Genomic DNA, 22,323 nt, shown 5'->3' with positions numbered 1-22,323 from the left:
CGTTTCCTTTTGCATGTCCCAAACGTGATGCCGCCAGCGATGGCGGCATTGGCGTTTCTGCGCTGACGTCATCGCTGGCGGCTTCGACAACCCGGAGCCCACGACGACCATGACGCAACCCACCCGCCCGACCATCCTCACCGGCGACCGCACGACCGGCCCGCTGCATCTCGGCCACTACATCGGCTCGCTGCGCGCCCGCGTGCAGATGCAGCACGAAGCGCGGCAATTCCTGCTGCTCGCCGATACGCAGGCGCTGACCGACAACATGGGCCGCCGCCAGCGCGTGACCGACAACGTGATCGAGGTCGCGCTCGACTACCTCGCCGTCGGCATCGATCCGGCGATCTCGACGATCGTCGTGCAGTCGCAGGTGCCCGAACTCGCCGAGCTGTCGCAATACCTGCTCAACCTCGTCACGGTCGCGCGCCTCGAACGCAATCCGACCATCAAGGAAGAAATCCGCCTGCGCGGGTTCGAGCGCGACATCCCGGCCGGCTTCCTGACCTACCCGGTGAGCCAGGCGGCGGACATCACCGCGTTCAAGGCGACCCATGTGCCGGTCGGCGACGATCAGTTGCCGATGATCGAACAGACCAACGAACTCGTGCGCCGCTTCAACGCGACCGTCGATCGGCCGGTGCTGGTCGAGTGCGAGGCCGTGCTGTCGGCGGTCACGCGGCTGCCGGGCATCGACGGCAAGGCGAAGATGAGCAAGTCGCTCGGCAACGCGATCACGCTCGGCTCGACGCCTGACGAGATCGCGCAGGCCGTGAAGGACATGTACACGGATCCGAATCACCTGCGCGTGAGCGACCCGGGCCAGGTCGAAGGCAACGTCGTGTTCACGTTCCTCGATGCATTCGAGCCGGACGTGGAGAAGGTCGACGAGCTGAAGGCCCACTATCGCCGCGGCGGCCTCGGCGACAGCGTCGTCAAGCGCGTGCTGAACGAGCGGCTGCAGGCGCTGATCGAGCCGATCCGCGCGCGCCGCCGCGAGTTCGAGGCCGACAAGGCCGAAGTGATGGCGATCCTGAAGCGCGGCACGCTACATGCACGAGAAGTGGCGGGCGCAACGCTCGCGGAGGTGAAGGGGGCGATGGGGCTGACGTATTTCGATTGAGCGGCGCCGTCACGGCCGCTCGCGCTCCAGCGCCGTCACGGCCGCTCGCGCTCCAGCGCCGTCACGGCCGCTCGCGCTCCGGCGCCGCCGCGTGACACACGGCCTCGATCCGGTTGCCGGCCGGATCGATCAGAAAAGCCGCGTAGTAGTCGCCGTGGTACTGCGGCCGCAAGCCGGGGGCGCCGTCGGACTGTCCGCCCGTCGCCAGCCCTGCCTCGAAAAACGCATGCACCTGCTCGCGGGAAGCAGCCTTGAAGCACCAGTGCCGCTTGCTCGCGCCGACTTCGGCGGGATCCAGATACACCGCCAGAAAAGTCGATGCAGGGTCGTTCGCGCTGCAACGTTCGCCATAGCCGAGCGCATTGGGCCGGTCATAGACCTTGGTCGCGCCCAGCGCAGCCATGACGGCATCGTAGAAGGGGCGTGCCCGGTCGATATCCGGCACACCGATCGACACGTGATCGAGCAGTTGCATGGTGTTGGCTCCATTGAACGAGCACGAGTCTACACACCCGTCGTCGATCCGGCCGAGCAACCTTACCGACGACTACACTACCGACCAAGCCGCCTACGTGATCTGATACGTCGACGCCGGCACGAATTCCTCGGGCAACGGCCGATCGCCGAGTTCGAGCACCGACCGCTCGATCGTGCGCGTCATCGCATCGAGCGCGAGCGCATTCGGCGCGAGGCCGAACGGCTCGGCCACTTCGTTCGCAATCGCTTCGAGCGCGATCAGCGTGTAGGAAATGAACACGCAGATCAGCGGCGTGAAAAACTCCGTCGAATCGACGAGCCCGAACGGCAGCAGCACGCAATACGCATACACGGTGCGATGGAGCAGCACGCTGTACGAAAACGGGATCGGCGTCGACAGGATGCGCTCGCAACCACCGACCGACTTGCCGAGCTCGTCGAGTTGCGTCTCGAACATCCAGCAGGTCGCGTCGCTGCCGGGCGCGCGCCCCAGTGCACGGACGATGCCGCCGCGTAGTTCGTCGAGGATCGCGACGGGCTTGTAGCATTTGCCGCCGAGCGCGGCCGTGCGCGCCGCTCCGAGAATGCGCGTCAGGTCTTCGGTCGGATCGGTATGACGCAGTTGATGTTTCAACGCATACGCGAGCGCGATCAGCAGATCGGCAAGCCGGTTGCGCTCGGCGTCGCTCACGCTGTCGGGCAGGTAGCGATGCAGTTGCGACGTCACCGCGCGTGCGGCGATCAGCAGGTTGCCCCACAGATGCCGCGCCTCCTTGAAGCGCTCGAAGCTCGCGTTGTTGCGAAACCCTAGGAAGATCGCGAGCGCGAGCCCGAACAGCGTGAACGGCGCGGTGTTGAGCGGAATCTTCTCGCCGAAGATGCGCCCGTTCGTGAAGACCGCCAGCGTGCTGACGATCGCCATGAACACGAGCTGCGGAATGATCGATTGCAGCACGGAGCCGTTCCATACGAACAGCATCCGGAGCCAGTTCTGTCGTGGTCTGACGATCATGATGTTTTCTCGACTGCCGAAGGAATACGCAACCCGTTGCGCCCGCACCCGATGCGCAACGGCCCGCGCGTGGCGGGCCGCTGTTCGGTCGGATGCCGGGGCGGGCGCCGCGCTGCGCGTGATGATACGCGCGCGCCGCGCCGCGTCACGCTGCTTGCCGCTCAGTGATAGCCGATGTCGCCCTCGCGCACCTTGCCGCGGAACACGCGGTACTGCATCGCGTTGTACACGAGGATGATCGGCAGCACGATCACGGTGCCGACGAGCGCGAACAACTGGCTCGAATGGCTCGACGACGCGTCCCAGATCGTCAGCGACGGCGGCACGATGTTCGGCCAGATGCTGATCACGAGCCCCGTGTAGCCGAGGAATACGAGCGCGAGCGTCAGCAGGAACGGCGTGGCCTCGTGCGCACGCTTCACCGAGTGGAAGATGCCCCACACGCATGCGACGACGAGGATCGGCACCGGCAGGAACCAGCCGAGGTTGCCGCTGCCGAACCAGCGGTGCGCGACGGCCGGCAGCCCAATCACGGTCCACAGGCTGACCACGCCCATCACCGCGAGCAGCACGCCCGTGAGCGGCTTCATCAGCAGCCGCATCTTGCGCTGCAGCTCGCCGTCGACCTTCAGGATCAGCCAGCCGCAGCCGAGCGTCGCATAGGTGACGAGCACGCCGATCCCGCAAAACAGGCTGAACGGCGACAGCCAGTCGAACGGCCCGCCCGCGAACTGGTTGTTCACGATCCGGATGCCCTGCAGCAGCGAACCGAGCGTGATCCCCTGGCAGAACGCGGCGAGCGCGGAGCCGCCGATGAATGCGAGATCCCACAGATGCTGCGTACGATTGGCCTTCGCGCGCAACTCGAACGCCGCGCCGCGGAAAATCAGCCCGACCACCATCAGAATCAGCGGCAGGTAGTTGGCCGGCAGCAGCGTCGAATACACGACCGGGAACGCACCGTAGAGGCCCGCGCCGCCGAGCACGAGGAACGTCTCGTTGCCGTCCCACACCGGCGCGACGGTGTCGAGCATCACCTGGCGCTCGGCCTTCGCGTCGAAGAACGGAAACAGCAGCCCGATGCCGAGATCGAAGCCGTCCAGCATCACGTAGATGAATACGCCGAGGCCGATGATCGCGGCCCAGACGACAGGGAGATCGATGTGCATGGTTACTCCGCCTCGGTGACGTTCAGCGGCGTGGACAGCGCGCTCTTGCGCAGCCCCGGATGCCGGTGCAGCTCGATGTAGCCGGCCTGGGCAGCCGGCCCGCGCTTCATCAGTTTCATCATGTAGTAGATCCCCGTTCCGAATACCAGGAAATACACGACCACGAAGATCAGCAGAGACACGCCGACCTGTTGCGCGCTGAGCGGCGCGACCGAATCGACGGTGCGCAGCACGCCGTAGACGGTCCACGGCTGGCGCCCGACCTCGGTCGTGATCCAGCCGGCCAGCAACGCGACGATGCCCGACGGCCCCATCGCCACCACGAACCACTGGAACCAGCGCGTCTCGTACAGGCGCCCGCCCTTTCTCAGCAGCAGCCCGAGCAGCGCGGTCAGCAACATCAGCATCCCGAGGCCGGCCATGATCCGGAACGTCCAGAAGACGATCGGCGAATACGGGCGGTCCTGCGGCGGGAATTCCTTCAGCCCGCGAATCTCGCCGTCCCAGCTGTGCGTGAGGATCAGGCTGCCGAGGTGCGGCACCTGGATCGCATAGCGCGTGGTTTCAGCCTGCATGTCGGGCAGCCCGACGAGGTTCAGCGCGGTGCCGCCCTTCTCGGTTTCCCACAGTCCCTCGATCGCCGCGATCTTCGCCGGCTGGTATTCGCGCGTGTTCAGCCCGTGCGCGTCGCCGACGGCGATCTGGATCGGCGCGAGCACCAGCAGCATCCACAGCGCCATCGAAAAGCTGCGCTTCACCGGCTCGTCGCGGCGCCCCTTCAGCAGATGCCACGCGCCGCACGCGGCGACGATGAAGCCCGCGACGATGAACGCCGCGATCGTCATGTGCACGAGGCGATACGGGAACGACGGGTTGAAGATGACCTTGAACCAGTCGACCGGCACGACGAGGCCGTTCTCGATCCTGTAGCCTTGCGGTGTCTGCATGAAGCTGTTCGACGCGAGAATCCAGAACGTCGAGATCAGCGTGCCGACCGCGACCATCAGCGTCGCGAAGAAGTGCGCGCGCGGGCTGACGCGCTGCCAACCGAACAGCATCACACCGAGGAAGCCGGCTTCGAGGAAGAACGCCGTCAGGACTTCGTACGTGAGCAGCGGCCCCGTGATGTTGCCCGCGACGCGCGAGAATCCGGCCCAGTTGGTGCCGAACTCGTACGCCATCACGACGCCGGAGACCACGCCCATCCCGAAGCCGATCGCGAAGATCTTCGACCAGAACTGGAACATGGATTTGTAGGCGGCGTCGCCGGTGACGAGATAGCGCCATTCCAGCACCGCCAGGAAGCTCGCCATGCCGATGCTGATCGCGGGAAACACGATGTGGAACGACACCGTGAATGCGAATTGCAATCGGGCGAGATGGAACGCATCGAAGATTTCCATGACCGTAATTTGCTCGTGGTTGTGAGGACGTACGCCCGAAGCAGGAAATCGCGCGACGACTTGGCGACAACCCATGCGAACACAAACAGTCACCCGCATGGCATCGAAGCGTGAATGACGATATCGCGTTTGCAACGATACTCGCAATCACTCGAACGTGCGCTGAAACTGTGCTGCTGGCGCCGCCGAAGATGTGTGCACGGAAAACATGTTCCGTGCCTGCGGGACGGTCAGCTGTACTGCTTTCCGCGTGGCGGCGCTGTGCCTGCGGCGCACTGTTCACCCCGCTTAACATGTGATGCAACGCCTGCCGCGGCGGCCGCGCGCCCTTCGGCGCCCGCCCGGCGGCATCGATTCCCGTCGTTCGGCGCATGCGCCGTACCCGGCCGGCCCGCCGGCCGCCCCGCCTGGAGAAACCTGCATGACCCACCGCGACGATCCGACCGGCAGCACCGCGTGTCAGGTGACGCGCCATCGTGCCGGCGACGCGTGCGACACCGTCGATCGCGTCGTCGACGAAACCCCGGTTGCACTCGTGTTCAACGGCATCGCGCACACGGTGATGATGGCGACGCCGATCGATCTCGACGCGTTCGGCCTCGGCTTCGCGCTGAGCGAAGGCATCGTCGAGCGCGCGTCGGACGTCTTCGACGTCGAAAGCGAATGCCGGCGCGGCAGCGCCGAAGTGCGGCTCACCGTGTCGCAGCAGGCCTTCATGGCGCTGAAGGCGCACCGCCGCGCGCTGGCCGGCCGCACGGGCTGCGGCGTGTGCGGCATCGAAAGCATCGCGCAGCTCGACCTGCACCCGCCGCGGATCGCGGCCGCCGGCACGGCCGCGGGCATCGGCGCCGACGCGATCGCGCGCGCCGCGCGTGCGTTGCCGGCGCGACAGACGCTGATGCGCGAGACGGGCGGCATCCACGCGGCCGCGTGGTGCGACCGCGACGGCGCCGTGCTCGACGTGTTCGAGGACGTCGGCCGCCACAACGCGCTCGACAAGCTGATCGGGCGGCTCGCACGCCGCCGCGCCGACCTGCGCGCGGGTTTCGTGTTCCTGTCGAGCCGCGCGAGCTACGAACTGGTGCGCAAGGCCGCGCGGGTCGGCATCCCGATGCTCGCGACGATCTCGGCGCCGACGTCGCTCGCGATCGACGTCGCCCGCGAAGCCGGCGTGCGGCTGCTCGGTTTCTGCCGCAACGACGGCTTCGTCGAATACGTGTCGCCCGCCGCCGTTCGCCTCGACCCACCGGCGCCTGCCCCGGCGCACCCGGCCCACTCGTCATGAAACACCTGTTCGATTTCGATGCCGCGCAGCAGCAATTCGCCGGCGCATTCGCGCCGCTCGAGGCCGCCGCGTCCGTGCCCGTCGCGCAAGCGGCCGGCCACGTGCTGGCCGCGCCGCTGACCGCGTTGCTCGACCAGCCGCCGGCCGACCAGAGCGCGATGGACGGCTACGCCGTGCGGTACGCCGACCTCGCGCACGGCGAACCGCTGCGGGTCGCGCAGCGCTGCTATGCCGGCGACATGCCGGCGCCGCTCGCGCCGCGCACGGCCGCACGCATCTTCACCGGCAGCCTGATTCCGCCCGGCGCCGACACCGTCGTGATGCAGGAGCATGCGCACGAACGGGACGGCGGCGTCACGTTCGACGCGCCCCAACGCTGCGGGTCGCACATCCGCCGCCGCGGCGAGGAAGTGCGCGCCGGCGACCGGCTCGTGCCGGCCGGCGTGCGGATGGGTGCGATGCACGTCGGCGTGGCCGCCGCGCAAGGGATGGCGCGGATCGACGTACGCGCGACGCTGCGCGTCGGCATCCTGACGACCGGCGATGAACTGGTCGCATGCGGCGAGCCGCGTGCGCCTCAGCAGATCTACAACAGCAACGCACCCATGCTCGCCGCGCTGGTCGCGGGCACCGGCGCCGACGTCGCGATGTGCATGCACGCCGCCGATACGGCGGCCGCCGTCGATCGGGCACTGCGCGACCTGCACGCGCACTGCGACCTCGTGATCTGCGTCGGCGGCGCGTCGGTCGGCGACAAGGACCTGCTGCGTCCCGCGCTGGCCGCGCTCGGCGCGTCGTTCATCGTCGCCGGCGTGCGCATGAAGCCCGGCAAGCCGGTCGCGCTCGCGCGGCTCGATACGCGGCCGGTGGTGCTGCTGCCCGGCAATCCGGGCGCCGCGATGTCGACGTTCGCGCTGTTCGTCGCGCCGCTGATCCGCCGCCTGCAGGGGCGCGACGCGTGCGTGCCGATCGTGCCGTCGCTGCCGATCGACACCGGTTTCGAGCCGGATGCGCAGCGCGAGCGCTTCGTGCGCGTGCGCCGTACGGTGGGTGCCGACGGCGCGCCCGTGCTCGATACGTTGCGCCAGCAAGGCGCCGGCACGCTGGCGTCGCTCGTGCTGGCCAGCGGGCTCGCGCGGCTGCCGGCCGGGCGCACCCTCGCGCGCGGCGACGCGGTTCCGTACTACGAATTCGCGCACTGGCTCGCATGAGCGCGACGCCGACTACCCGCCCGGCGCGACGCCTTCGCGCCGTTCGTCGCGCCTGTCGCGCGTCCCGCGCGGCGAACTGTATTCCTGCCATTCGGGCGCGATTGTGTCTCTGCCGGGAAAACCCGCCGGACTATGCTCACGATGAGGCTCGTCACGACCTGTGCGCCGACCCGTCGGCACCCGCACGGCCGAGCGGCGATGCCCCTCCGCTTACTTCATGCAGGCCGACGACCCGATCGTGAATGCCATCGTTTCCGCCGCGCCGGCCGCCGCCGCTTCGTCCGGCGACGCATCGCCCGGCGCTTTCTCCCGGCCGTCCGACACGCTCGGCCGTCCGTTGCGCGACCTGCGCCTGTCCGTCATCGACCAGTGCAATTTCCGCTGCGGCTACTGCATGCCGCGCGAAAGTTTCGGCACGGACTACGCGTTCATGCCGTCGTCCGAACGCTTGTCGTTCGCGCAACTGGAAAAGATCGCGCGCGCCTTCACGTCGCTCGGCGTCGAGAAGATCCGCATCACGGGCGGCGAGCCGCTGCTGCGCCGCCATCTCGAAGCGCTGATCGAACGGCTTGCCGCGCTGACGACCGTCGACGGCAAGCCCGTCGAAATCGCGCTGACGACCAACGGCTCGCTGCTCGCCGCGAAGGCGCGCGCGTTGCGCGATGCGGGCCTGTCGCGCGTGACCGTGAGCCTCGATGCGCTCGACGACACGGTGTTCCGCCGGATGAGCGACGCCGACGTGCCGGTATCGCGCGTGCTGGCCGGCATCGAGGCCGCGCATGCGGCCGGGCTCGCGCCGATGAAGGTCAACGCGGTGATCGAGCGCGGCGTCAACGACGACCAGATCCTGCCGCTCGTGCGGCACTTCCGGCACACGGGCGTGGCCGTGCGTTTCATCGAATACATGGATGTCGGCGGCGCAAGCCTCTGGTCCGGCGACAAAGTCGTGCCGGCCGCGCGGATGCGCGAGCTGATCGACGCACACTACCCGCTCGTGCCGGTCGGCGAACCGGGGCACGACGCCACCGCGATCCGTTGCGCGCACATCGACGGCGCGGGTGAAGTCGGCTTCATCGCGAGCGTGTCGCATCCGTTTTGCGGTACCTGCTCGCGCGCCCGCGTGTCGGCCGACGGCCGGTTGTATACGTGCCTGTTCGCGATGCAAGGCACCGACCTGCGGCCGTGGCTCGGCGATGCGGCCTCGACCGGCGATCTCGCCGCCGCCGTGCGCGCATGCTGGACGCAGCGCGACGACCGCTATTCCGAGCGCCGGGCCGCACGGCCGGCCCGCGCGCCGGGCAAGACCTATCCGACCGTGCGCATGTCGCTCGTCGGCGGCTGACGGGCCGCCGCGCGACACAGGATGCGCCGCCCACTGGAGAACCTGTCATGACGACCTTCACCGAATCCCGCGCCGGGCTACCGGACGATCCGCTGCGTGCCGGCAGCACGCCGCCCGTCGATGCAACCGCCCCGCATCCCGAATCGGCGCCCGCGATTGCCGCCGGATTCGAAGTGCGCGTGCAGCATGCGCCGATCGACGCGGGCGCGGAGCTTGCGCCGATCGTTCGCAATCCGAATGTCGGCGCGGTCGTGAATTTTCTGGGGGTCGTGCGCAAGGAAGGCGACGTCGACGACGTCGTCGCACTGGAAGTCGAGCACTACCCGACGATGACCGAACAGGCGCTGTGGAGCATCGTCGAGGAAGCGACTGCGCGCTGGCGGCTCGAAGCGATCAGGATCGTGCACCGCGTCGGCCGCATTCCGCTCGGCCAGCCCGTCGTGCTCGTCGTGGTCGCCGCCGCGCATCGTGCGTCCGCGTTCGATGCGTGCGAATTCCTGATGGATTTCCTGAAGACCCATGCGCCGTTCTGGAAGAAGGAGATCCGGCACGACGGCGAATCCGGCTGGGTCGAGGCGAAGGCGCACGACGACCAGGCGATGCGGCGCTGGGGCTGACCGCGTTCGCTTCGCGTTTTCCGATTCCGCCGCTCCTGCCCGAGACAACTCGATGAAACTGACGATCAAATACTTCGCGAGCATTCGCGAACAACTGGCGCTCGACGAGGAAACCGTCGAGATCGATGCGCACGAACTCACCGTCGACGCACTGCGCGGCACGCTGGCCGCCCGCGACGCGCGCAGCGCCGACGCGCTGCGGATGGACCGCCCCGTGCGCGCGGCCGTAAACCTCGAAATGGTGACCGGGGAATTCGTCGTGCGGGAGGATAGCGAGGTCGCGTTCTTTCCGCCGGTGACGGGTGGATGACGTCACCCCGCGCAACGCCGGTCTCGACGTCGATCCGTGATGCCGCGCCCTGATCGGCCGCGCCTGCCATGCGACAGGCGCCGCCGGATTCTCGAGCGCGCTCACGTCGCCCGACGGCAAACTGCGCGGCACGTTGCGCACCATGCGTTGCCACGCCACCCGCTTCGCGATACGAAAAGTCCACGCAGGTCATCGCCCAGCCTCCAACACCGTCAACGCCGCATCAAGCGCGTCGAGCCCCTCGTCCAGCTCCGTGCGCGAGATGACGAGCGGCGGCGTCACGATCACCACGTTGTAGCGCCCGTACGCATGGACGCCACGCTTCAGCAGCTCACCATAGAACACGCGCATCGGCGCCGCTCCCGCCGGGTGGTGCCACTCGACGAGCGGCTCCCGGGTGTCGCGATCGCGCACCAGCTCGATGCCGAACTGGGCGCCCATGCCCCGCACGTCGCCGATCGACGGATGACGCTCCGCCAACTCGCCGAGACCGTCGCGCAGCCAGCCCTCGATCTCGCGCGCCCGCTCGAACAGGCCCTCTTCCAGATAGACCTTCAGCGCCGCGAGGCCGCCGGCGACCGCCAGCACGTGGCCCGCATGCGTATGGCCCACATCGAAGAGCTCCGTATCGAAGTAGCGGGCCACGCCTTCGCGCACCAGGACACCGCCGAGCGGCGTGTACGACGCGCTGGCCCCCTTCGCGAACGAAATCAGGTCCGGCAATACGCCGACGCGCTCGGCGCAGAACGATGCGCCCGTGCGCCCGAAACCCGTCATGATCTCGTCGAAGATCAGCAGGATGCCGTGCCGGTCGCACAGGTCGCGAACGCCTTCGAGATAGCCCGGCGGGTAGACGACGACACCGCTGGATCCGGTCATCGGCTCCATCAGGATCGCGGCCACGTTTTGTGCGCCTTCATGCGAAAGGATACGCGCCAGGTGATCGAGCGCGCGGCGGGTCTCCTCGGCCGGCTCCGACGTATGGAACGGGCTGCGGTACGGGTACGGCGCGAAGAACTTCACCATACCCGGCAGCGCCGGGAACGGATCGCGCCAGCGGTCCACACCCGTCATCGCGCTCGCGCCGAGAGTGCCGCCGTGATACGACCGATACGCGGTCAGCACCTTGGGCCGGCGTGTCACCAGCCGCGCGATCTTCACCGCGTCGTCGTTCGCTTCGGCACCGCCGCTGGTGAAATGCACGCGCAGCCCCTCCGGCCACGGCGAAACGCGGTTCAGCAGCTCCGCGTATTCGGCGCGCACGTCGTTGAAGTAGCTGGGCGCGACCGAGCACATGCGCGCGGCCTGCGCCTGGATCGCCTGCACCACCTTCGGATGGCCATGACCCAACGACACCGCGACATAGCCGCTGGTGAGGTCCAGGTAACGCTTGCCGTTCGTATCGTAGAAGTAGCATCCGTGCGCATGCGTGATGACCGGCGGATTGAGCCCGCCCTGGACCGCCCAGGGCACGAGCACCTTTCGAAACGACGGCGCGAGCGCGGGATTCGGCTCGCCGTGAATGCTGAGATCCATGTTGACTCCGGAAATGGCATGGCCCACTATTTCTGAGCCTCGTGACAGAAGGCTTCCAGATTAAGCACGCATTTCCCGCGCAACAAATCAAACGTTTCCACACTGAGCCGCAATTTAATTGAGTCATGCCACGACAACTTCCGCCCCTGCTCTCCGTGCGCGCATTCGAGGCCGCTGCGCGCCATGGCGGCTTCGCCCGTGCGGGGGACGAGCTATGCGTCACTTCCGGTGCAGTGGGACATCAGGTGCGGCTGCTGGAGGAGTGGCTGGGCACGCCGTTGTTCATGCGGGGCGCGCGGTCCGTCCAGTTGACGGAAATCGGACGGCGCTACTTCGTCGAAATCGAGCGCTTGATGGACGAGCTCGAGCGCGCGTCGCTCGGCATCCGGCAAGCCGCGGATTCGCCGGAGGTCACGGTCACCGCGATGCCGTCGTTCGTCACGCGTTGGCTGATGCCGCGCCTGGGCGAGTTCCGGCGGCTGCATCCCGATATCGAGGTGCGCCTGCTGGCTTCGGTACCCGCCGTCGACTTCAGCCGCGAGCGCGTGGACGTGGCGATCCGCCTGGGTCCGGGCCCCTATCCGGGGCTCGTCGCGCAAACGCTGATGTCGGAGACGTTCCTCGCGGTCGGCCAACCGTCGCTATGCAAGCCGTTGCGCACCGTGGACGACGTGCTGCGTGCAACCCTGCTGCACGACGAATACGAGGCCCGCATTCCGGAGCAGGTGGACTGGGTACGCTGGTGCCGGATGCAGGACGTGCACGCGAGCACGGCGCGTTTGCGACAGGGGCCGAGCTTTTCGCACACCTATCTGACGCTCGATGCCGCGATCGCGGGCCAGGGCGTGGCCGTGGCGTCGGACGTCCTCGCCGCCGATGCGGTCAGGCAGGGGCTGTTGGCCATTGCGCCGGGCAACCCGGTGCGGGGGCCCTACAGCTACCACCTGCTGACGACACGTGCGGCCACCGCGCGGCCCCAAATCGACGCCTTCTGCAGTTGGTTGCGATCGGCCGCACGGTCGTTTTCGGCAGCCGGTTGGGGTTGAACGACATGAATCGCACGCGGCAGGGCCCGCCGCCCGCGATCCACGTCGCTCGCCCGTTCACCGCATGCACGCCGCAGCCAGCTTCCCGACCGCGATCACCGCCTGCTCGATTTCCTGCGACCACGGGCTGCTGTAGTTCAGCCGGATGAAGTTCCGGTAGTTGTCGGTGATCGAGAACATGTAGCCCGGCCCGATCGTGATCCCCTGCTCCAGCGCGAGCTGGTACAGCCGCATCGCATCGACCTGCGCGGGCAGTTCGACCCACAGCACGTAGCCGCCCGCCGGGCTCGACATGCGCGTGCCCTCCGGAAAGAACCGCGACACCATCGCACGCATCAGGTTCGCCTGCTGCGCATACGCCTTGCGCAAGCGCCGCAGGTGATGCTCGTAGCCGTCGCGCTCGAGAAACTCCGCGATCGCGAGCTGCGGCAACGACGGCGTCGCGAGCGTATTCAGGAATTTGAGTTTTTCGACCTGTTCGCGATAGCGCCCCGGCAGCGCCCAGCCGATCCGGTACGCGGCCGTCAGGCTCTTCGAGAACGACGAGCAATGCAGCACGATCCCGCTACGGTCGTACGACTTCAGCGAACTCGGATGCGTGTCGCCGAAATACAGTTCGTTGTACACGCCGTTCTCGATGATCGGCATCCCGGCTTTGGTTGCGAACTCAACCAGTTCGCGCTTGCGCTCGTCCGGCATCTGGAAGCCCAGCGGGTTCTGGAAGTTCGGCATCACCATGCACGCGGCGATCGGCTGCGACTTCGCGATCGCGGCCAGCGCCGCGATGTCGATCCCGTATTCCGGATGCGTGGCCACTTCGATCGCCTTCATCCCCATCCGCTCGATCGCGTGCAGCATCGCGTAGAACGTCGGCGACTCCACCGCGATCGTGTCGCCCGGCTTCGCGACCGCCTGCAGGCACAGGTTGATCGCCTCCGTCGCGCCGACCGTCACGATGATCTCGTTCGGATCCACCGACATCCCGTTTTCCAGGTAGCGGCGCGCGATCTGCCGGATCAGCCGCGGGTGGCCCGGCGGCAATCCGTCGGTCACGCCCCACAGCGATTTGTCGCGGCCGGCCGCGTACGCGTAGCGATTCAGCTTCTCGAACGGAAACAGGCTCGGGTCCGGATACGGCGAGCCGAGCGGCACCGCGTCGTCCGTGCCGATCGAGCGCAGCGTCGACAGCACGAGCCGGCTCACGTCGACCGACGACGAGATCGCGATCGGCTTCGACGGTCGCAGTTCGCGAACCGGCGCATGGCTGTCGTCGCGCCGCAGGTTCACGAAATAGCCCGACTGCGGCCGGCTTTCGAGCAGCCCGCGGCTCTCCAGCAGCAGATACGCGTGCAGCACGGTCGTGATGCTGATCCGGTGCTGCTGGCTCGCCTGCCGCACCGATGGAATCCGGTCGCCGTGCCGATACACGCCCTGGCGGATCAGGCGCTCGATGTCGTCCGCGAGCTTTTCATAGAGTTTCATCGTGCGTCTCCCGCCGGCATGCGCAGCCGCGCCGCGCCGCCGTGTGCGTCCGATACGCACGTGTCGCACGTGTTTCGCCCGCCGACCGGGCCGTCGTGATTCCTGATCTTTCCCTCCGGTTTTGCCTTTTCCATCGCACTGGCTCTCTCTTGAAGATGCGCCGGCAGGGGTCCGGACCAACTGGATCTGCGGCACTGTGCACTTGATGATTGGATCTTAAGAGAAGAACAGTTGGCGGCGAGTACACACATCGAGCACGCGAACAAGAGTACAGTTCGGCGCAAATCGCGTATCACGGGAAAACTGTACGTCTTATGAAATGGCGGACGGCCGGTTGGCCAGCTGGCGCGACGGCGCCGGACGCGCCCGGGAGGCCCGCCGCACGGGCCACCGCGCGATCGGATCAAGCGGAGTGCAATACTGTGCGCCCCGCAGGTTTTTCACGATGAGAGCAGACCATGCAGTACACGATCGAATCGGCAGCCGGCCTCGGCGGCGCGATACGCGTCGCCGGACCGGCACGGAAGAAGTCGCGCCGGAACGCCGCAGCGGACCGGGAGCGCACACATGACTGATCGCGCCCTCGTTGCGCGACTCATCGCGCGGCTGACCGACGCCACCGCCCACGCAAGCGCCATCGACGCGCCCATCGACCTGTCGGCGCTCGACGCGCCCACGCTCGGTGCCATCTGGCCGGCGTTGCGGCGTGTCGAGCACGAAATCCTGGTGCGCGACCAGGCGTTCGGCGATCCGCGCGCCGAATTCGCGCGCACGTTGCACCGGCAGATCGATGCGCTCGGCCTCGTGCCGCTCATCGACGCCGATGCGGCGCTCGAACTGTTTGGCGCCATTCCGGCCGGCGGTTGGAAACGCGCGCTCGAGGATCTGCCGTGCCTCGACGCGCTGCCGTCGGCTGCGCTGCAGGCCGAACTCGCGCGGATCGCCGGCGAACCGGAAGAAGGCGGGTTGCGCGCGGCCTCCGCCTATGCCGCGTATGCGCTCGACTGGTTCGCGGGCCGCCGCGACTTCTCGGCGCGGCGCGACGCCTATGCGCAGGCGCTGGCCGATTCGCCGTTTCGCGTGCGCGAACTCGACGTGTTGCCCGAACTCGGCGCGGCCGCGCTGCTCGCACTGGCTGCGACGAACGACGGCTATTTCGCGCCGAAGCGGCTGTGGCTCGACCTCAGCGATCCGGCCGTGACGCTCGCGCAAGAGGCCGCGTACGTCGCGTTCGCGCGCGACGCGCTGGCCGAAGCCGCGCAACAGATCGCCGCGCTGCATGCCGGCACCGTGCCCTACGAAGCCGATCGCGCGTTCACGACCGACGACGCGCAAGTTCTGTCACGCGCCGCGCGCGTGGCCGCGTATCGCGACGAAGCATGGCTGCGCCCGCTGATCGGGCCGCTGCTGACGGGCGTATGCGTTGCGCCGACGGCCGCGAAAACCGCGCCGTCGCAATCGCTCGCCATCGCGCTCGGCCATGCGATCGAGACGATCCCGACGCCCGAGGGCGTGCGCGCGCTGCGCGACGCGCTGGCCGTCGTCCGTCACGCGGGCGTGCAGAAGAAACTCGCGCGCAACCTGAAGCCGGCCGAACGCGCACTCGGCGAACGGCCGCGCACCGCGCTGCGGATGACGCTCGATGCGAAGCCCGACAAGAAGCAGCTCGCGATGCTCGCCACGTGCATGGAGGCCGGCTTCTGGCAGCCGATGACGCTCGGCCACGCCGAATGGCGCGAGCGGCTCGTCGACGCGCCGGCCGGCGCCGCGTTCTCGGCGCGGATGATCTGGCTGGCACAAAACGGCGACGGTTCGACGCAATCGTTCATCCCCGATATCGCCAAAGGCAAGGTCGTGCTGCGCGATGCGGCCGGCCAAGCGTGCGAGATCGCCGACGACTGCGAGATCCGGCTATGGCACCCGCTGCTGGTCGACGCGGACGAACGGCTCGCGTGGCAGCGCGCGATCGTCGGCCGCACGCTGCGACAACCGGTCAGGCAGGCGTTCCGCGAGTACTACGTGCCGAGCGACGGCGACGCGTCGGCCAGCGATTCCGCGATGTTCGAAGGTCACGTGCTGTCGAGCCGGCCGCTGCTCGGCGTTGCGCGCCGCGAAGGCTGGTCGATCCGCGCGTACGACGATGCGCTCGTCCGCGAATTCGGCGACGTGCGCGCGACCTTCGTCGTCGATGCGCGGCTCTATCCGGGTTCGGAAAGCCACGGTACGTCGCGCCGGCTGCACTTCGAACGCCGACACGGCGCACGCTGGCTGCCGCTGCCGATCGGCGAAATCGATCGTGTGGTGTTCTCCGAAGTGGCGCGTGCGGTCGACCTGCTCGTCAGCGTGTCCGCGTTCGCGCTCGACGACGATGCGACACGTGCGGCCACCGCTACGCTCGCGGCGGACCCCGTCCGCCTGCGCGATCTCGAATCCGAGCGCCAGCAGCGCCTGAACCGGTTGTCCGATCTGCCGCTCGGCGTGATGGCGCGGCATCGCAAGCACGTGCTGTCGCTCGTGTTCGCCGACGCGATCGCGCAAGGAAGAATGACGATCGACGAACGCCACGTGCGCGTGGGCGCATGGTCGGTGCATTGCGCGACCGGCCGCGTGACGCGCGACGGCGAACCCGTCGATGCGACGACCGCGCCGCCGCCGTCGCCGCTGCGCGCGGTGCCGTGGCTGCCTTACGACGAAGCGCTGCTGCAACGGATCGTCGACGTCGTCGCGGGGTTGCTCGATTGAGCGGCGCCGTCAGATCGACCCGAACAGCGCGCGCGGCCGGTCCTTCAGCGTGCCGGACAGGATCCGCAGCCCGTTGACGAGTTCGTCGCGCGTGGCCGGGCATGCGAGGTTGATGCGCACGCCGTGCTCGATCTCCGCGCGGTCGACCGCGAAGGTCGACGACGGCATCACGATCACGCCGCGCGCCTTCGCATTCGCGGCGAAATCGTCCGCGCGCCACGGGGGCGGCAGCCGCAGCCACACGAACATGCAGGCGGGGTCGGACTTCAACTGCCCAGCCGGCAGCAGTTCCCGCGCCAGATCGACGCGCGCACGAATCTCCGCGAGTTGCGCGGCCATGATCCGCGCGGCCGTGCCGTCCTCGATCCACAGCGTCGCGATCAGCATCGACGCGGGCGCCGGCATCCATGCGGTGGTGCGCACGGCTTCCGCGCACAGGGCGACGCTGTCGCGCGGACAGCTCAGGTAACCGAGGCGCAGCCCCGGCGCAAGGATCTTCGACGTCGCGCCGAGATGGAACGTCAGCTCCGGGCACAGCCCCGCGATCGCCGGCAGCCGGTCGCGCACGAGCGGGCCGTACACGTCGTCCTCGATGATCGTCACGTGATGGCGCCGCGCGATGTCCACGAGCGCCATCCGGCGCGCGAGGCTCATCGTCGTCACGGTCGGGTTCTGCAGGTTCGGCACGACGAAGATCGCCTTGACCGGCATGCGCTGGCAGATCCGCTCGATCTCGTCGGGCAGCAGGCCGTCGTCGTCCGCCGCCGCGCTGACGATCTCGAACTGGAACACCGGCGCAAGCGCCTTCAGGCCGTAGTACGTGAGGCGATCGGCAACGATCACGCCATCGGTGCCGATCAGGCTGTTCAGCACCGCATACAACCCGTGCTGCGCGCCGCTCGTGACGACCACCTGGTCGCGCGACGGCGTGAAACCGGGCGCGGCAAGCCACTGCGCGCCGGCCGCGCGCGCCCAGTCGGGCCCCTGCGGCGGCTGGTATTCCTGCAACGCGGCGAAACGCGGGTCATTCGGCAGCGTGCCGAACGTCTGCGCGAGGCTCGCGAGAAATTCGCCGGTGGCCGGCCGGTTGACGGTCAGGTCGATCGCGCCGTTGCCGGCCGCGAGCGACGCGCGGGCCGGCTCGATGCTCGGCATCGCACCGCCGGTGACGAGCGAGCCGCGCCGCTTGCTGCCGATCACGAGGCCGCGCAGCTGCAGCTCCTTGTACGCACGCGACACCGTCGACACGTTGATGCCGAGCTCGGTCGCGAGCTGGCGCTGCGGCGGCAGGCGGCTGCCCGGCGGATACGTGCCGTTGCGGATTTCCGCCTCGATCGAGCTCGAGACCTCGACATAAGTCGGCCGCTTCGCCTGCGTCGGCAGGCCGCCGTCGCGCTCGCCGGAAAGTTTGTCCGATGCCATTTGTCGCCCGTGACCACACAAAAAACGTTTGTCTGCCGTTTTGACTTGCCCAGCGATTGTATATGACATCCCCACCCCGTCAAACGCTTACGGAAAAGTCTGCAGAATCAATGCATTGAAACCGGGTAAACGCCAACACCACACAATTTCTTTTTGATTGCACACAAAAAATTACTGTGTGATTCTTGATCGCATCTTTGTGTGAATCATGTGGACCCAAGGGGAAGCGTCATGGCGAAGATCGCCATCGTGGGTGCAGGCTTCATCGGGCTCGGCGCGGCGGCATGGCTGCAACGCGACGGGCATCGCGTGACGCTGTTCGATCCGGCCGGCATCGGCGAAGGCGCGTCGTTCGGCAATGCCGCGACGTTCGCACCGTACGGCTGCGTGCCGGTGAACGGCCCGTCCGTGTTCCGCAACCTGCCGCACTTCCTGTTCGGCGCCGACAGCCCGCTGCGCATCCGCTGGCCCTATCTGCTGCACGGCGCGCCGTGGCTCGCGCGTTTCCTGCTCGCATCGACGCCCGTGCGCCACGCACGCAGCGCGAGCGCACTGGCCGCCCTGTTGTCGCGCGCAGCCGACGGCTATGCGCCGCTGCTCGCGTCGGCGCGGCTCGCGGCATTCGTGCGGCCGCGCGAATGCCTGTACCTGTACGCCCGGCAGGCGTCGTTCGATGCCGCGCAACCGTCGCTCGCGCTGCGGCGCCGGCTCGGCGTGCCGTTCGAGACGCTCGACGCGAGCGCGATCCGCACACTCGAACCCGCGCTCGCACCGATCTTCACGCGCGGCGTGCTGTTCGTCGGCAGTTGGCACTTCTCCGATCCGCACGGCTTTCTCGGCGAGCTCTTCGCGCAACTCGCCGCCGCCGGCGCGACGCTCGAACGCGTCCGCGTCGAGCGGATCGTGCCCGCCGGCGACAGCGTGAACGTGCAGGCGGCCGGCACGGTGCGTGGGTTCGATCACGTCGTCGTCGCCGCGGGCGCCCGCTCGCGCGAATTCGCGGCCGCGTGCGGCGATGCGGTGCCGCTCGACACCGAGCGCGGCTATCACGTGCAGTTCGGCGCGCACGAACCGATCGTCACGCGGCCGGTCGGCTGGGCCGAACGCGGCTTCTACATGACGCCGCTCGACGAAGGGCTGCGCGCGGCCGGCACCGTCGAACTCGGCGGCTTCGACGCACCGATGAACCCGTCGCTCGTCGCGCTGCTCACGCGTTCCGCGCGCGAAGCCGTGCCGTCGCTGGGCACGCCGACGCGCAGCTGGCTCGGCTTCCGGCCGACGCTGCCCGACGGCGTGCCCGTCATCGGCCGCGCACGCGACAGTGCGCGCGTGATCCACGCATTCGGTCATCAGCATCTCGGCGTGACGCTCGCCGGCGTCACCGGGCAGCTCGTCGCCGACCTCGTCGCCCGGCGCGCACCGCCGCTGGACCTCACACCGTACCGGGCCGCGCGATTCCGACGCGCGCCGCGACTTCCACCCACGCAAGGAGAGGCATCATGAATCGTCGTCACTGGCTGGCATGGCTGGCCGTCTGCTCGATCGGCACGGTCGCGGGGGCCGCGCACGCCGCAGACCCGGAAACCGTCAGGATCGGCTTCGCCGGTCCGCTGACGGGGCCGGTCGCGCGCGTCGGCAAGGATCTGCAATACGGCGCGCAGCTCGCACTCGACGAGGAAAACGCGAAGCATCCGACCATCGGCGGCAAGCCGGTGCGCTTCGTGCTCGACGTGCAGGACGACCAGGCCGATCCGCGCATCGCGATCCAGGTTGCGCAGAAACTCGTCGACGACGGTGTGGTCGGCGTGATCGGCCACTACAACTCGGGCTGCAGCATTCCGGCGTCGGCCGTCTACAAGCAGGCGAACGTCGCGATGATCACGCCCGGCTCGACCAATCCGCAACTGACGATGCAAGGCGTCAAAAACGTGTTCCGCACGATGGGGCACGACGGCGTCGGCGGCGTGGTGGCCGGCCGCTTCGCGGTCGAGCAGTTGAAGGCGAAGCGGATCGGGATCATCGACGATCGCACCGCGTTCGGCCAGGGCCTCGCCGATGCGTTCGAGAAAGGCGTGAAGGACGCGCACGGCACCATCGTCGGCCGCGAATACACGAACGACAAGGCCGTCGACTTCCGCGGCATCCTGACCACGATGAAGAGCAACAACATCGACCTGCTGTTCTTCGGCGGGCTCGACGAACAGGGCGCGATGCTCGTCAAGCAGATGCGCTCGCTCGGCATCCGTGCACAACTGTTCGGCGCCGGCGCACTGAAAAGCAATGCATTCCTGAAGATCGCCGGCAACGCGGGCGAAGGCACGCAGGATCTGGAGCCCGGCCCCGCGCTCGACAAGCTGCCGTCCGCCGTCGCATTCGCCCAGCGCTACAAGGCGCGCTTCAACCAGGACGTCGAGCTGTACGCGCCGTTCGCGTACGACGCGGCGCTCGCGATGATCGCGGCGGTCCACAAGGCCGATTCGCTCGATCGAGGCAAGATCGTCACGAGCCTGCCGGGCGTGTCGGTAACCGGCGTGACCGGCAAGATCTCGTTCGACGAGCGCGGCGACCTGATCAAGCCGCCGTACACGTTGTTCCGCGTCGACCAGGGGCAGTGGCGCAGCATCCGCACGGTGGGCGGCGCGTCGAACTGATGCCGGGAGCGCGAGCGGGCTGCACCGTCATCGCGCCGTCTGCTGCCGCTGCACCTCCTGCGTTTTCATCTGCAGATACGCGCCGCGCTCCACTTCGTGCAGTTGCTGCGGGTACTGCTCGGTCGCGTCGAACCAGCGCGCGAGGCGCACATCGAGCGGCTTGTCGAGCGTCGCGAGATACGTGTCGATCGCGAGGTAGTAGCGCATCGTGTTGCGCTCGAGCAGCCCGCGCACGCCGCCGACGTACTGCGGCTGCGCGGCCGACGCGGCACCGACGGTCGTGAACCCGACCTTGTCGCTGCCGACGGTCGCGAGATAGGTCTTCATCGCCATCCGGCCGACCGTGCCGAAGCCATACGAATACGTGAGGTGCAGGAACGTGCGCGACGCGCCGACCGGCACGGCCTCGAGCGCGATCCGGTAATCCTTCGTGCCCATCGGGCCGCTGTCGGCGGTCAGGTCGACCTGGAAATAATCGGGCGTCGCGGCCGCCACGCGGTAGCGGAACTGCACGCGATAGGTGTCCGACAGCTTTTGCTCGATCTTGCGGCCGAGGTTCACGTCGAGCACCGCGCCGTTGGCGCCGCTCGCTGCGTGGCAGTACTTCGTGTTCAGGTGCAGGATCAGCACCGCGCACCAGTTCGCGGGGCCTCGTGCGGGATCGTCGAGCTGGCCGTTCACCACCGCGAACGGATAATCGACGACCGCATAGATGTCGCCCTTCAGCGACGACGACGCTTCCGACGATTCGAGCACCAGGGGCCGGTGAAACGCGTTGTCCTTCAGTTGCGCGCCGAGGCTGCGGTAGCGGTCGAGCAGCGCGGCCGCGCCGTTCACGCCCTCCGCGCCGAACGACAGCGCGCTCCAGCCGACACACAGGGCTGCGACGAGCGCGTGCCAGGCGCGGCGCGCACGCCGCGTGCCGCGCGAAGCTGCGGATGTCTCCATGTTGGTACTCCCTGGCGCACGATGGTCGCGCGTATGTGTCACAGAATACGCCTGCCGGCTGCGCGGCGCGGCATCCGACTCGATCGTCATCGGCCGCGCTTCACCGGCAGCGGCAGTTGCGCGGCGGTGATCCGGATCAGCGTCGACAGCCATTCGCGCTCGTCCCAGCGATCGCCGGCGATGACGAGATGCGGCTTCGCGCTCGGATACGGCGGGGCTTCGTCGCACGCGCCGAGATACGCGCGGCCTTCGGGCGTCGGCTTGACGAACAGCCGGTCGTCGCAGACGAGCGCGACCATCCTGCCGTCGCAATAGATGCCGTATTCGCCGAACATCTTGCGCGCCGATACCGTACCGGCCGCCGCGATCTGCTCGACGATGAAATCGACCGTGCTCTGGCTCGATGCCATCCGCCGCTCCCGATGAAAAAGTTTATGACCGTCGTGCGCGCCGGACCGTTCCGTCTTGTCTGCCGATACGCTGCGGTGCGTCATGCATTCGCGCACGCGTAACGCGCCCAAGCATCGACCGCTGCCGTCGTGTGCGC

The 22,323-nt window shown here is 68.1% G+C and carries 19 protein-coding genes; 10 read left to right on the top strand and 9 right to left on the bottom strand.

Annotated features, from left to right (window positions below):
- Positions 1–109 precede the first annotated feature (109 nt).
- Entirely contained in the window at positions 110–1,123 is a 1,014-nt protein-coding gene (gene trpS, locus WT53_RS29835) for a tryptophan--tRNA ligase (protein ID WP_034209312.1), read from the top strand.
- Between the two features lie 61 nt (positions 1,124–1,184).
- Here trpS and WT53_RS29830 read toward each other — a convergent pair whose 3' ends face one another.
- The 4 genes from WT53_RS29830 to WT53_RS29815 form a co-directional block, all read right to left on the bottom strand.
- Complete coding sequence (locus tag WT53_RS29830; RefSeq protein ID WP_034209313.1) at positions 1,185–1,598, bottom strand: VOC family protein; 414 nt, start codon at positions 1,596–1,598, stop codon at positions 1,185–1,187.
- 93 nt (positions 1,599–1,691) lie between these two features.
- The gene (locus WT53_RS29825) at positions 1,692–2,612 is read right to left on the bottom strand and encodes a bestrophin family protein (RefSeq protein WP_034209314.1); all 921 of its coding nucleotides are present in this window, start codon (positions 2,610–2,612) and stop codon (positions 1,692–1,694) included.
- A 161-nt stretch (positions 2,613–2,773) separates the two neighbouring features.
- Complete coding sequence (cydB, locus tag WT53_RS29820; RefSeq protein WP_034209315.1) at positions 2,774–3,781, bottom strand: cytochrome d ubiquinol oxidase subunit II; 1,008 nt, start codon at positions 3,779–3,781, stop codon at positions 2,774–2,776.
- Positions 3,782–3,783: 2 nt separating this feature from the next.
- Positions 3,784–5,184, bottom strand: a complete 1,401-nt coding sequence (locus tag WT53_RS29815) for a cytochrome ubiquinol oxidase subunit I (protein WP_034209316.1) — start codon at positions 5,182–5,184, stop codon at positions 3,784–3,786.
- Between the two features lie 421 nt (positions 5,185–5,605).
- Here WT53_RS29815 and fdhD point away from each other — a divergent pair, with 421 nt between their 5' ends.
- The 5 genes from fdhD (at position 5,606) to moaD (ending at position 9,949) form a co-directional block, all read left to right on the top strand.
- On the top strand, positions 5,606–6,469 hold the full coding sequence (fdhD, locus tag WT53_RS29810; protein ID WP_034209317.1) for a formate dehydrogenase accessory sulfurtransferase FdhD: 864 nt from the start codon (positions 5,606–5,608) through the stop codon (positions 6,467–6,469).
- Complete coding sequence (gene glp, locus WT53_RS29805; protein ID WP_060262551.1) at positions 6,466–7,680, top strand: gephyrin-like molybdotransferase Glp; 1,215 nt, start codon at positions 6,466–6,468, stop codon at positions 7,678–7,680. The genes fdhD and glp overlap by 4 nt, the downstream gene beginning before the upstream one ends.
- Positions 7,681–7,897: 217 nt before the next feature.
- On the top strand, positions 7,898–9,022 hold the full coding sequence (gene moaA, locus WT53_RS29800) for a GTP 3',8-cyclase MoaA (protein WP_034209319.1): 1,125 nt from the start codon (positions 7,898–7,900) through the stop codon (positions 9,020–9,022).
- A gap of 47 nt (positions 9,023–9,069) precedes the next feature.
- Positions 9,070–9,639 (top strand): molybdenum cofactor biosynthesis protein MoaE, encoded by a 570-nt coding sequence (locus tag WT53_RS29795; RefSeq protein WP_034209320.1) that lies wholly within the window; start codon positions 9,070–9,072, stop codon positions 9,637–9,639.
- Between the two features lie 52 nt (positions 9,640–9,691).
- Complete coding sequence (gene moaD, locus WT53_RS29790; protein WP_034209321.1) at positions 9,692–9,949, top strand: molybdopterin converting factor subunit 1; 258 nt, start codon at positions 9,692–9,694, stop codon at positions 9,947–9,949.
- 189 nt (positions 9,950–10,138) lie between these two features.
- Here moaD and WT53_RS29785 read toward each other — a convergent pair whose 3' ends face one another.
- Positions 10,139–11,512 (bottom strand): aminotransferase class III-fold pyridoxal phosphate-dependent enzyme, encoded by a 1,374-nt coding sequence (locus WT53_RS29785; RefSeq protein WP_257127889.1) that lies wholly within the window; start codon positions 11,510–11,512, stop codon positions 10,139–10,141.
- Between the two features lie 98 nt (positions 11,513–11,610).
- Between WT53_RS29785 and gcvA the strand changes: the two genes are divergently transcribed.
- Positions 11,611–12,531, top strand: a complete 921-nt coding sequence (gcvA, locus tag WT53_RS29780) for a transcriptional regulator GcvA (RefSeq protein ID WP_034209322.1) — start codon at positions 11,611–11,613, stop codon at positions 12,529–12,531.
- Between the two features lie 57 nt (positions 12,532–12,588).
- On the opposite strand, the gene WT53_RS29775 is transcribed toward gcvA, so the two are convergent.
- Positions 12,589–14,013, bottom strand: coding sequence for a PLP-dependent aminotransferase family protein (locus WT53_RS29775; RefSeq protein ID WP_060262547.1), 1,425 nt, complete (start codon positions 14,011–14,013; stop codon positions 12,589–12,591).
- A 567-nt stretch (positions 14,014–14,580) separates the two neighbouring features.
- Here WT53_RS29775 and WT53_RS29770 point away from each other — a divergent pair.
- Positions 14,581–16,755 (top strand): DUF4132 domain-containing protein, encoded by a 2,175-nt coding sequence (locus WT53_RS29770; protein WP_060262545.1) that lies wholly within the window; start codon positions 14,581–14,583, stop codon positions 16,753–16,755.
- Positions 16,756–16,764: 9 nt separating this feature from the next.
- Here WT53_RS29770 and WT53_RS29765 read toward each other — a convergent pair whose 3' ends face one another.
- Entirely contained in the window at positions 16,765–18,177 is a 1,413-nt protein-coding gene (locus WT53_RS29765) for a PLP-dependent aminotransferase family protein (RefSeq protein ID WP_034209325.1), read from the bottom strand.
- 231 nt (positions 18,178–18,408) lie between these two features.
- Here WT53_RS29765 and WT53_RS29760 point away from each other — a divergent pair, with 231 nt between their 5' ends.
- Both WT53_RS29760 and WT53_RS29755 read left to right on the top strand, forming a co-directional pair.
- Positions 18,409–19,680 (top strand): FAD-binding oxidoreductase, encoded by a 1,272-nt coding sequence (locus tag WT53_RS29760; RefSeq protein ID WP_052100423.1) that lies wholly within the window; start codon positions 18,409–18,411, stop codon positions 19,678–19,680.
- Positions 19,677–20,828: a branched-chain amino acid ABC transporter substrate-binding protein gene (locus WT53_RS29755; RefSeq protein ID WP_060262543.1), complete on the top strand. Its 1,152-nt coding sequence runs from the start codon at positions 19,677–19,679 to the stop codon at positions 20,826–20,828. Before WT53_RS29760 ends, WT53_RS29755 begins: the two co-directional genes overlap by 4 nt.
- A 27-nt stretch (positions 20,829–20,855) precedes the next feature.
- Here WT53_RS29755 and WT53_RS29750 read toward each other — a convergent pair whose 3' ends face one another.
- Both WT53_RS29750 and WT53_RS29745 read right to left on the bottom strand, forming a co-directional pair.
- Positions 20,856–21,776, bottom strand: coding sequence for a hypothetical protein (locus WT53_RS29750; RefSeq protein ID WP_060262540.1), 921 nt, complete (start codon positions 21,774–21,776; stop codon positions 20,856–20,858).
- A gap of 86 nt (positions 21,777–21,862) precedes the next feature.
- Complete coding sequence (locus WT53_RS29745; protein WP_034209328.1) at positions 21,863–22,186, bottom strand: TfoX/Sxy family protein; 324 nt, start codon at positions 22,184–22,186, stop codon at positions 21,863–21,865.
- Positions 22,187–22,323: the final 137 nt, after the last annotated feature.

The organism is Burkholderia sp. MSMB2157WGS, assembly GCF_001532755.1.
Lineage (GTDB): Bacteria > Pseudomonadota > Gammaproteobacteria > Burkholderiales > Burkholderiaceae > Burkholderia.
Note: the sequence above shows the minus strand (reverse complement) of the source record. Positions and strands in the feature narration are given on the sequence as shown.